This is a genomic window from Microcoleus sp. MOSTC5 (genome assembly GCF_036701825.1).
In the GTDB taxonomy this organism is placed as follows: Bacteria; Cyanobacteriota; Cyanobacteriia; order Cyanobacteriales; family Microcoleaceae; genus Microcoleus; species Microcoleus asticus.
Genome location: NZ_JAUBRK010000015.1, coordinates 120,421 through 130,399 on the forward strand (window position 1 = coordinate 120,421; position 9,979 = coordinate 130,399).

At 44.9% G+C, this 9,979-nt stretch carries 8 protein-coding genes; 2 read left to right on the plus strand and 6 right to left on the minus strand.

Annotation, left to right across the window (positions count from 1 at the left end; genetic code table 11):
• Nucleotides 1-11: 11 nt before the first annotated feature.
• The 4 genes from QUA54_RS10855 to QUA54_RS10870 all read right to left on the minus strand — a co-directional run bounded on the left by QUA54_RS10855 (nt 12) and on the right by QUA54_RS10870 (nt 6,240).
• Complete coding sequence (locus QUA54_RS10855) at nt 12-518, minus strand: hypothetical protein (protein ID WP_333414615.1); 507 nt, start codon at nt 516-518, stop codon at nt 12-14.
• Nucleotides 519-751: 233 nt separating this feature from the next.
• Nucleotides 752-3,964, minus strand: a complete 3,213-nt coding sequence (locus QUA54_RS10860) for a PAS domain-containing protein (RefSeq protein ID WP_333414616.1) — start codon at nt 3,962-3,964, stop codon at nt 752-754.
• 633 nt (nt 3,965-4,597) lie between these two features.
• Nucleotides 4,598-5,728: an aldo/keto reductase gene (locus tag QUA54_RS10865; protein ID WP_333414618.1), complete on the minus strand. Its 1,131-nt coding sequence runs from the start codon at nt 5,726-5,728 to the stop codon at nt 4,598-4,600.
• Between the two features lie 5 nt (nt 5,729-5,733).
• Nucleotides 5,734-6,240, minus strand: a complete 507-nt coding sequence (locus QUA54_RS10870) for a bifunctional nuclease family protein (protein WP_172185863.1) — start codon at nt 6,238-6,240, stop codon at nt 5,734-5,736.
• A 229-nt stretch (nt 6,241-6,469) separates the two neighbouring features.
• On the opposite strand from QUA54_RS10870, the gene ribE reads away from it, so the two are divergent.
• Nucleotides 6,470-7,183, plus strand: a complete 714-nt coding sequence (gene ribE, locus QUA54_RS10875) for a riboflavin synthase (RefSeq protein WP_333414620.1) — start codon at nt 6,470-6,472, stop codon at nt 7,181-7,183.
• A 22-nt stretch (nt 7,184-7,205) separates the two neighbouring features.
• Entirely contained in the window at nt 7,206-7,988 is a 783-nt protein-coding gene (locus tag QUA54_RS10880; protein ID WP_333414622.1) for an SMI1/KNR4 family protein, read from the plus strand.
• A 582-nt stretch (nt 7,989-8,570) separates the two neighbouring features.
• Here the strand turns inward: QUA54_RS10880 and QUA54_RS10885 are convergent.
• Nucleotides 8,571-9,419: an IS5 family transposase gene (locus QUA54_RS10885; RefSeq protein ID WP_333414624.1), complete on the minus strand. Its 849-nt coding sequence runs from the start codon at nt 9,417-9,419 to the stop codon at nt 8,571-8,573.
• Nucleotides 9,420-9,454: 35 nt separating this feature from the next.
• Nucleotides 9,455-9,979: transposase (locus tag QUA54_RS10890; protein ID WP_333414626.1), on the minus strand; the 525-nt coding region annotated here is incomplete at its 5' end.

The window sequence follows — 9,979 nt, forward strand, 5'->3', positions numbered from 1 at the left end:
TGCGAATCCTACTAAAATTCCTTCCGCCTTCCTCGAAGACGCGGATTTGAGAGAGATTCTAAATCAATGCGACAACTAAGCCGATCGCCCTTGCACGAATAAACTGCTAAAGCTGTGCCTTGACGGTTGCAAACTCGCACATTGTAACCGTATTCGCTGGCGACAGTGCCGAAGCGGTTGACAAACTGATAGCGTTCCATATAATCGAGCAAACTCCAAAGTTGGCGGTTGACGATGATAATTACCCAACTATTGCCGGGATCGACAAACCAGCGATCGAGCAATTTTCCGCCAAACTGTTTTTGAGCTAACCACAGACTCGGCACGCTTTTTTCGGTTTGCGAAAGCGGGGGCGACGGTAAATTAGCAGCGTTGCCACTCGGGCAAGCCGGCTGCTGGGAAAATGCCGCAGATTGTCCCCACAGCAAGGCTCCGAGGCACGCAGAACAGGCTATCGGGAACAAAAATAAACTTTTTGTCAAAATGCCATGCCTGCGGGTATCAACATCGTATTTCATAGTTATTGTGTTCTGTATTATATGTTTCCCATAGGGGCGAGTTTTACCAACAATTTATGTCAAAAACTCGCCATCGATAAAACCCGCCCCCGCACAGCACATAACCTACATCAACCTTACATTTTATTATCTGCAAAAGATGTACATTGCGATTTTGTGTGGTGTGGAGGGGGGTTTATTAGATTGTTTATTTTTGGCTTTTATTGTTGGTAAAACCCGCCCCCACAGTCATGTTAAAATTCCGAGCGCCTAAACAATGAAGCAGGCAGACAAGCAGTAAAAGTAGAACCGCAATTTAACTCGCTATAAACTTCAATATCGCCGCCCATCATCTGACAGAAACGCTGGCTGATAGTCAGTCCTAAACCAGTACCGCCGTACTTGCGAGTAGTTGAATTGTCGGCTTGAGTAAAAGGTTGGAACAGTCGCTCTTGCTGCTCTGGTGTCATGCCAATGCCCGTGTCCGTCACTCGGAAAACTAAAAAGTCTGAATCCAAAATTAACATTTGAGCAACTCTCGGTTGATATTTATTTTTTAATTCTTCGCTGGTAATTCTTTCGACAGTAAGTACGATCGTCCCATTAGCAGAAAATTTAGCAGCATTGCTGAGCAAATTCAGCATTACCTGCCGCACTTTCATCAAATCGCCGTGCATAGCGCCGATATTGTCAGAACTCAATACTTGCAAAGTATTGCAGTTTTTATCCATTAGCGGTTTGATAGTTGTTACTACCTCATCGATTAAGCCTCCTACATCGAAGCTTTCGAGGTAAATCTCCATCTTGTCAGCTTCAATTTTGGAAATGTCGAGAATGTCCTCAATGAGTCGCAGCAAGTGTTTGCCAGCAGTGCGAATTTTGTCTAAATCCGAGACTAACTCTAAATTGCCTAAATCTTCGGCATCTTCCACCAGCATATCGCTGTAGCCGATAATCGCGTTCAGGGGAGTCCGCAACTCGTGGCTCATGTTTGCCAGAAAAGCACTCTTGGCGCGGTTGGCGAGTTCTGCGGCTTCTTTGGCCAACTGCCACGCTTCCTCAGCGTCTTTGCGTTCGGTGATATCTCGCAGCGTGGCCACCACCGCTTCGACGCTGCCGTCAGTCGCACAAAGCGGGCTGAGAATGTACTCGTAGTCGCGGGTTCCCCAGCTTGCCGTGGGGACAATTACTTCGCCTTTCTTGGGCTCGGCTGTGGCAAATATGGCGTCGCATTCTTCGTGAACCCGCTGCATAATTGTTGGCGACCAGCCTAATTCCTGCCAGGTTTTGCTAATCATTTCTCTGGGATTCATGCCGGCAGCTTGAGCGGCGGTGCGGCTGACGTAAGTGTACTTTCCCGATCGATCGACTAGAAAAATTAGGTCAAGAGAAGCGCCGAGAATCCCGTCAACTGTTCTGGCGTGTCGGGCTACCTGAGCAGTCATTTGTCTGACAGCGATCGCGCCGCGGACTTTGGCGGCGAGTTCAAACTGCAAAAGTTCGTTGGCTTGTTGGAGGTATAGGGTGCGCTGTTCGACTTCTTTTTCTAGTTCTGCTTTGGCTTTTTCTAGGGTGAGTTCGGCAAGTTTGCGATCGCTCACGTCTGTAGAAATTGTACCGACTGCATAAGCTTTACCTTCGGAGTTGCAGAGGGGAAATTTCAGAGAAATATAAGTGTGCGGGCCGTCGTCTTGAGGGATGATTTCTTCGATGGTTAGGGGCGAGGAAGATTCGATAACTTTCAGGTCATTTTCTCGCAAGGCTGTTGCTTTGTCTTTGGGAAAAATATCGCCGTCGGTTTTGCCTGTTATTTGCTCTTTGGCGATGTCGAACAAATTGTCAAAATGGCGGTTGGTGAGCAGGTATTTTCCGTCAACATCTTTGATGTAAATCACTGCTGTTGAGTTGTCTAAAATCGCTTGCAGCAGTGCTTCGCTCTTTCGCAGGGCTTTTTGAGTGTTTTGGCGATCGAGTATTTCTGGCTGCAATTCCAAGTTGAGGCGATTTAAGTCTTGCCAAGCTTCCTGGACTTGATTTAAGGCGATCGCGCTTTTTTCTAGTTCTGTATTTGCCGGCCGCGACTGATTTGAGACGGAGTTTGCGGGCAATTCTAGGGGTTGGAAAGCGAGGGGGATGTGGGGATTTGCGATCGGGCCATCGCCCGCAGTTTTTTTATATCGAAAATCGACCGCTAATTTACCGTTTAAACTCGATTTTTTGGGAAATAAATCGGGCAATTCGCCGAAATTTAAATTGTCATAAATTAGATCCAAATTCCGGGAACGCTGCTGCGGTTCGGCGGTGGAGTTAAATGCCCAATTCCCATCTGCTGTTGATAAACCTGAGTTACCGGGTTTGGCAATCTGGCGGGTGACGGCAACTGCCAAGGCGAAGGGGAAAACGGCAGCAGCAGACAGTGCCAGCAGCCAGTTGTTGCCCCACCATGTTTCGATCGAGGTTTTGGGGATGCCCCGGACTAAAATTACAGCGGGTTTTCCGGCTAGATTATCCAGGGATTTTGCTGCTACTGTATAAGTTTGATTGCCTATTTGTATTTGCTGGGCAACTGGTTTGCCATCGGCGGCGCGTGCAGATCTCAGCAGCGATCTGTCCATCCACTTTAAGTCTGGCAACACTTGATTTTTCGTAACAGTTTGTCCGCTTACCAAGACATATTTTCCCTCATTAAGCGGTGCATAAATAGCGTAAAATCCGCCGAGTGAAGTGACGGTTTCGCTACTGGCAACCATCGGGATTTTGCTCAGATTTGTTCCTAAAAATAAAGCAGCAATAACAGTCTGATTTTTGGAATTTTTTACGGGAATTTCTGCATAATTCACAAGGACACGTTCGATCGATTCCGGTTGCAAAGCTGGCAATTGTTTCTGATTTTCCGATTTAGCCAGAATTTTGCTAGCCGTAATTGGCTCTTTTTTTGCTAATTCTTGATATGCTAGGTTGCGAGGATTAAAATTTTGTCCTTCCTGGTTGAGATTAACGCTAACAATTATCTTCCCATCTTTCCCTACTAAAGCTGCACTGTGTATTGCTCCTGTTTTGACATGACTTTCCAGAATTTGCTTGACAGATTTTCGCAAATTTGATATGTTTTTGCCGCTGTTGTAAGCTAAAGCTGTTTGGGCGATCGTTTTGCTGTCAGAGGAGTTTTGCAAACGGTCGGCGACGCGATCGAGTTTGAGATTGTAGTTAATTTCACTAAGGCTCAGTTCTGATTTAGCTTGATTTTGCAGTTCGTTGCTTCCAACTGCCGATGTTAGCCAAAGTGCTGCTCCCGTTAGTCCGACTGGCAAGATTGTTTGTAACGCCAGCATTCCAATTAACTGTTTTCTGGTGACGGACAAGTTGTAAGTGGACGGCTTGAAAGCTATTTTAAATCTTTCGGAAGTCGCAACTTCAGTTGGCTGCAGACAATTTGGCTTGCTGTCGTTTAACTGAGTTTGAGCCATAGTAGTAGATACTGAATCGGTTATAGATGACAGGCGATAAATTAATCTGGAAAACAATCAATCAATTTTAGATTTTAGATTTTGGATTTTAGATTTTAGATCGAATTCGGTTAATTACTCATATCATGTCCGGTCGAGCGACAGCGATTTTTGTAGGGGCGGGTTCACAACAATACCTGCCAACAATCTCCAATCTCAAAAACCCGCCCCGACCGGGATATTATGGTTAATCGATCGCACATGATATCATCATAAAATTGTTGCCTCTCGCCGGCGCCAACCAAGCAAGAAAATGACTGGGGTATGCTCACAGAAATCAGTTTCTAGGTGTTAATCAGATTATCTTATTTAGCTGTTTTTACATATAGTGTCGGTTCCTATTAAAAGTTTGTTCGGAGCATCCCAATGATTGCTTTCACAGGAGTGCTCGCGCTTAGATGTAGGCTTGGCTGTGCAGTATGCTGGCACTCCTGTGAAAACGCTTTTTGCAAAATCGGGATGCTCTTGCAAACAGTCGCCAGACTAAGTAATTTTTTGCTCGACTATACAGTAAATTTACTTAAACCAAAGTTTAGCGTAATTATTGCAAAACTTAGATACGCTCGATCGACCTTTTCCCTGCTTCACCTTTTTTCAATCCCACAACCGCCTGCCTGCTTTACCGCCCAGTCGCTGGTGAGTATCTTTGAGCAAAGTTGGGATGTCTAACTCCTCGGGACACCTGGGCAAACATTCGCCGCAATCGGTGCAGCGGTTGCCTTTGCTGCCCGGAAACCAGTGTCCGGCATTTTCAAACATGGCGTAGCGGTATTTGCCAAAGTCAGTCATGTCGCACCCGACGGCGAGATTGCGGAGTCGCAATACTTCGGGAATGTTGATGTTTTCCGGGCAAGGCAAACAGGCATAGCACTGGCTGCATTTGTCGGTTTTCAAACTGGCTGCAATAGCCGATTCTAGCCGATCGAACGCAGCGATTTCGGCGTTGGTGAGGGGAAAGTCGCGATCGCAATATTTCAGAGGTTGCTCTAATTCTGTCGCATTTGCAGCCCCCACACTCAGAGTCCCAATCCTAGTATCGCTCAGTAAAAACCGATAGTTCAACTCTAAAGGCGAGAAAGGCGAGCACAATTGTGCGAGAGTTTCCGGGGGCGTGTAGAGTTGCCCTCCTTTATCTGCCGGGGAAATAATGAAAACGCCCATATCTTTGTGCTTGGCGAGTTCAATTGCCGGGGCGTTGCGCTGAAAAAAATAGTAGTAATGCAGATTGACAAACTCAAACAAATCTGTATTTATTGCAGCCAAAATCAGATCCAGAGGCCCGTGAGTCGAAAAGCCGACGTGCCGAATGCGACCATCTGCCAGGGCTTTGCGTACAGCTTCCATGCAGCCTGTGGGCGATCGCACCCAAGCCAAATGTTCCCAAGTATTTAAACCGTGAATTGCCAGACAGTCGATATAGTCTAAATTCAGGCGTTTGAGGGAGGCGTCGATGCAGCGTTCCATTGCTGCTGCATCCTCCGTTGGGGAAATTTTCGTAGTGACGTGGAGGCGCGATCGATCGACAGACAAACCAGCCGAGATGGCCGCACCGAGATATTCCTCGCTGCAACCGTAACCAGCCGCTGTTTCCAGGTGATTGATTCCCTGAGAAACAGCCTCTTGTACAGTCTGACAGGCAGTTTCCTCAGAAGCCAAATAGCGCATGGTTCCCAAGGAAAATACGGACAGGTGCAAGTTAGTTTTGCCAAACCGTCGATAGCGCATAAATGTTAGGAAGTTTCGCCCGGGCTAAAGCCGCTTCTCTTGATCAAATCCTCTGGACGGAGGTTTGATATAAATTCCCGGAAGGCCCGGCGTTCTGCTTCATCAGCATCTCGATCGACCGGTATGGAAGCATCGGCTACGACTTCTTCCATCACCCAGATGGGGCTATTCGTGCGCAGGGCTAGGGCGATCGCGTCGCTAGGTCGGGCATCGATCTCTTTTTTAACTTCTCCCTGACGGACGATCAGCACGGCATAGAACGTGTTATCTTGCAGCGAGTGAATAACTATACGCTCCAAGGTAAGATTCCAGGCTTCTAGAAAATTGACCATCAAATCGTGAGTTAAAGGTCGAGGAGGCTTGTGACCTTCCAGAGAACTAATAATAGCCTTTGCCTGCTCCTGACCGATATAAATAGGCAAAGCGCGTCGCTCAGTAGCGTCTCTCAATAGGACTATAGGACTGCGCGTGGCTGCATCTAAGGCAATTCCAGCGACTTTCATTTCAATCATTCGATCGGCCTCATAGAATTAAGAAACTGTAAGGCAGTAGAGAACTTGGACATAAAGATTACCTAAATCCAGTATGACTCGATCTTCGCCTGAATCTGCAACGAATCGGGCACTGTCGATTTGAGATGGGACATTGACTCTGGGGGGACAGGGGGAGGGCAAAAGCTCCTGCGTCTGGTTTTTGGCTGTGGTTTGATGTAAATAAGCGATCTACTAGGGAAAAATACTTATGTTTACAGGACTAATTCAATCTCTCGGAAAGCTGAAGTCGCTCGGCAACGATTATTTCCAAATTTCCTGCACCTCCAGCAACTCCTATCAGATTTTACAAGATTTAGCCATTGGGGACAGCGTAGCCGTGGATGGAGTCTGTTTGACGGTAGTGGAAGTTCTGCCACAAGGTTTTGTCGCCGTCGCTTCCCCGGAAACCCTCCGCCGTACTACTTTGGGAGCATTCCCCGATGCTTGGGTCAACTTAGAAACCTCCCTGCGCGCCGGTAGCAAATTGGGGGGACATTTTGTGACGGGGCACGTAGATGCGATCGGCGCTTTAGCGACATCAACCCAAACCGCCAACGCTTGGGAGATGCGGTTTACTGCCCCACCAGCAGCAAATTCGGGATGGCAACGCCAAATCGCACCTTACATCGTTTCCAAGGGCAGCATCGCCGTCAACGGTATCAGTTTAACCGTGGCAGATTGCGATGCTGACGGTAATTGGTTTGAAGTTGCTGTCATTCCCCACAGTTTTGGTGAGACAAACCTCAGCTATTTGCAACCAGGAAGTTTAGTTAATTTAGAAGCAGATATTCTCGGCAAATATGTCGCCAAATTTCTCCGCAGCGGCTCAAAATCTCATCCCGAACCTTGGGAAGAAACCCCCGCAATCAACAGTTTAGGAATAATTACACCCGAATTCTTAGCAGAACACGGATTTATGTAATCAATGAATTGCGATACATAGCATGGATGAAGATATGACTAACGATAATCTGACCAAATGGCGATCGCTTCTTTCCCAATTAGATTTATGCTTAGGAAGTTTTGGAGATCCAATATATCCTCATCGCGTATCAACTTTGAATGAAGCTGAATTGGAAGATTTTGCATCCCAAGAAGGATTGATTTTTTGGTCAAAGGGAAGTTTGTCAACTTTAACTGAAGACCAAATTCAAAAATTTGAATCTGAAGCCGGCTTGATTCTTCCTCAAGGATATCGAGAATTTTGCCAGGTATTTGGGTCAGGAAAATTTGGTGCGGATGGTTTTTTCATTGATGTTCCTGATATTGATGATATAGAAGGACACTTAGGCGGAAATGAGTGTCTTCTTGACTCTTGTAAAAATAGCTCATTGTGGTCAAGTGAAGTCAAGGAATTACTGGATAATTCTTATCTATTTGGCGGCGGATGCGGTCTTGTTGCTTGTATTTTTGACTTAAGAACTTACAGGGAACAAGATAGAAGTTATGATATTTATGGAGTCAACTGCAATAATGACTTTACTTGTGCTTTAGGTCGAGACTTTTTTGAGTTTGTTCGCGACATATGTATTGGCGAACGGGCAAAAGCAGAATTTCCCGAATTACTACTAGGAGGACAGCTAGATATTGATGAAAATAACTTGTTCAACCGAAGGACAACTTTTTTGCTTGATGGGAATCCCTCTAGCATAACAGCAGATCCAGATATAGAAGAAGGAGATTATGAAGAAGAAGAAGAGGAGGAAGAAGATTACTGGTTAACTTAAATTGTTAAGACAAAGATGTAAAAAATAGTAATCATCTAAAAATTGCATAAATTACTGGAAACATTAGAAGTAATTAGAAGTCCTCAGCCAGAAATTTTAACTACTGAAGTTGCTCTTCAGAAAGGGTTCAATCTTTTTTATTTCAAAAACATCACCCAGCAATTCCCACCTGTGAAACTAAAAACAATGTAGCAATTAATAGCTTTTGAATGCCCGGTGCATCGAAGAATGGATAAGTTAGCAAATTCAGATAAAATAACCGATGTTGTAGTTTCCCATTAGCCGCGCTTTGCGAGATAATTGGGTGAAACAAAAAAGCACCTCTACCATAATTGAATTGCTGTTGCCCAAATTTGCGTAGACTTAGGAAGGCAAAATCCCTAACTTGATGGATTGTCAGATATAACAATGAAAAAATGCACTAGATTGCCTCTTTTACCAAAACTGATAGAAACTTCCCACTATAGCGGTTCTCAAGCGTGGTGAGTTATGGGGGCGAGTCCTATGCCTATGCCCACGGAGGCCTATCCCCTATGCCTCACTTGCTTGAGAACCGCTATATAGAACCCATTTGAGATCTTTTTAGGGGGTAACTGGAGCAGCAAGTCGTTTGAGCATCAATCTGATAAAACAAAGCTTGAGCTTGGCATTGGCAGCTTCGAGTGTGCGGTCAAAATTTTTGACTAAACTCTTGCATCGCTCTACCCAAGCATTCGATCTTTCAATCACCCATCTAGCTGCAACCGGAACAAATCCCGATTGTCCTTTAGCCTCCTTTTGAGCTTTTGATGGTTTGGCCGAGAGTTCAAACTGGATCTTGGTCATAATTTGAGGATAAATCTGCTCCAATGAGCTCGTCAGTTTTTCAGGATGATAACCATGATCTACCAAGATAGTAATCTTCGGCAGTTCCAGCGGTTTAGATTTGAAGTAATCGATATTTTGGGTCAGCATTTCAATCAACCCTTGGTCATCAGATACGCTGGCTTTGGTGCAGTGGGTAAAGAAGGGAAAGCCCAATATATCAACTGCGAGATGTCTTTTAATCCCATTTGTCGTCTTGTAAAAACAAAACCCTTTCGACTCAATCCCTGCATTACAGGTGTTTTTCACCGCTTGTGAGTCAATCATGATTAGAGTTGTCCACTGAGGCTTTTTTTTTACTTGTTCCCGCACTCGTCCATGTAATTCTGTCATGATTTTGTCTAAGATCTCATCTTCACACCACTGTTTGTAATGCCAGAAGACAGTTGAATAGGGGGGAAAATCTTTGGGTAAGTCTGCCCAGTTGCAACCATTCTTGAGTTGATACAATATCCCGTTGAGAATTTGCCGCTTTGTCCACACTGGGGGTCTTGTTTTCTTCTTGTGCGGTAATAATGGCTCGATTATTTCCCACTCTTTGTCTGTTACGTCGCTAGAATACCCCATTCACGGGTCTTCTGGGTTTGAGGTGATAATAAAAACTAATTAGAAAAGCCAGCTAATAGTCGAGCTCGAAAATTGTCGAAATTAACAAATCCATAGGCTTGACGCTTAATCACTTTGAGACGATTGTTGATTCCCTCCATAACACCACTCGTTGTTCGGTTCAAGAAATAGTTACAAATTCCATCGATATGATTGCGAAGCATGGTTAGGGTATCACTGTAAATCGGTTGTGCTTTCTTAATCCATTCAAGCAGTAATTTTTTCCCCTCTTCCACACTATGATGACTTTCAAAAATATCTCTGAATTCTTCTTTCAATTCATAGGCAAGCTTAAGCCGCTTAGATTGACTTAAAACTGTAGCCAATTTAATCCGCTCCTCTTCTTTTAAATCTACACCATTCCTCAGAACAATAAATCTGCTACCTTTTTCTTTAATCTTGCTTTGGATTCGGATTTTATTCAATTCCTCATTTACATATTTCATTATATGAAATCGGTCATACACCACAATCGCATTCGGAAAAACTTCTTGGATTACTTTTGGAAAACCACCCCACAT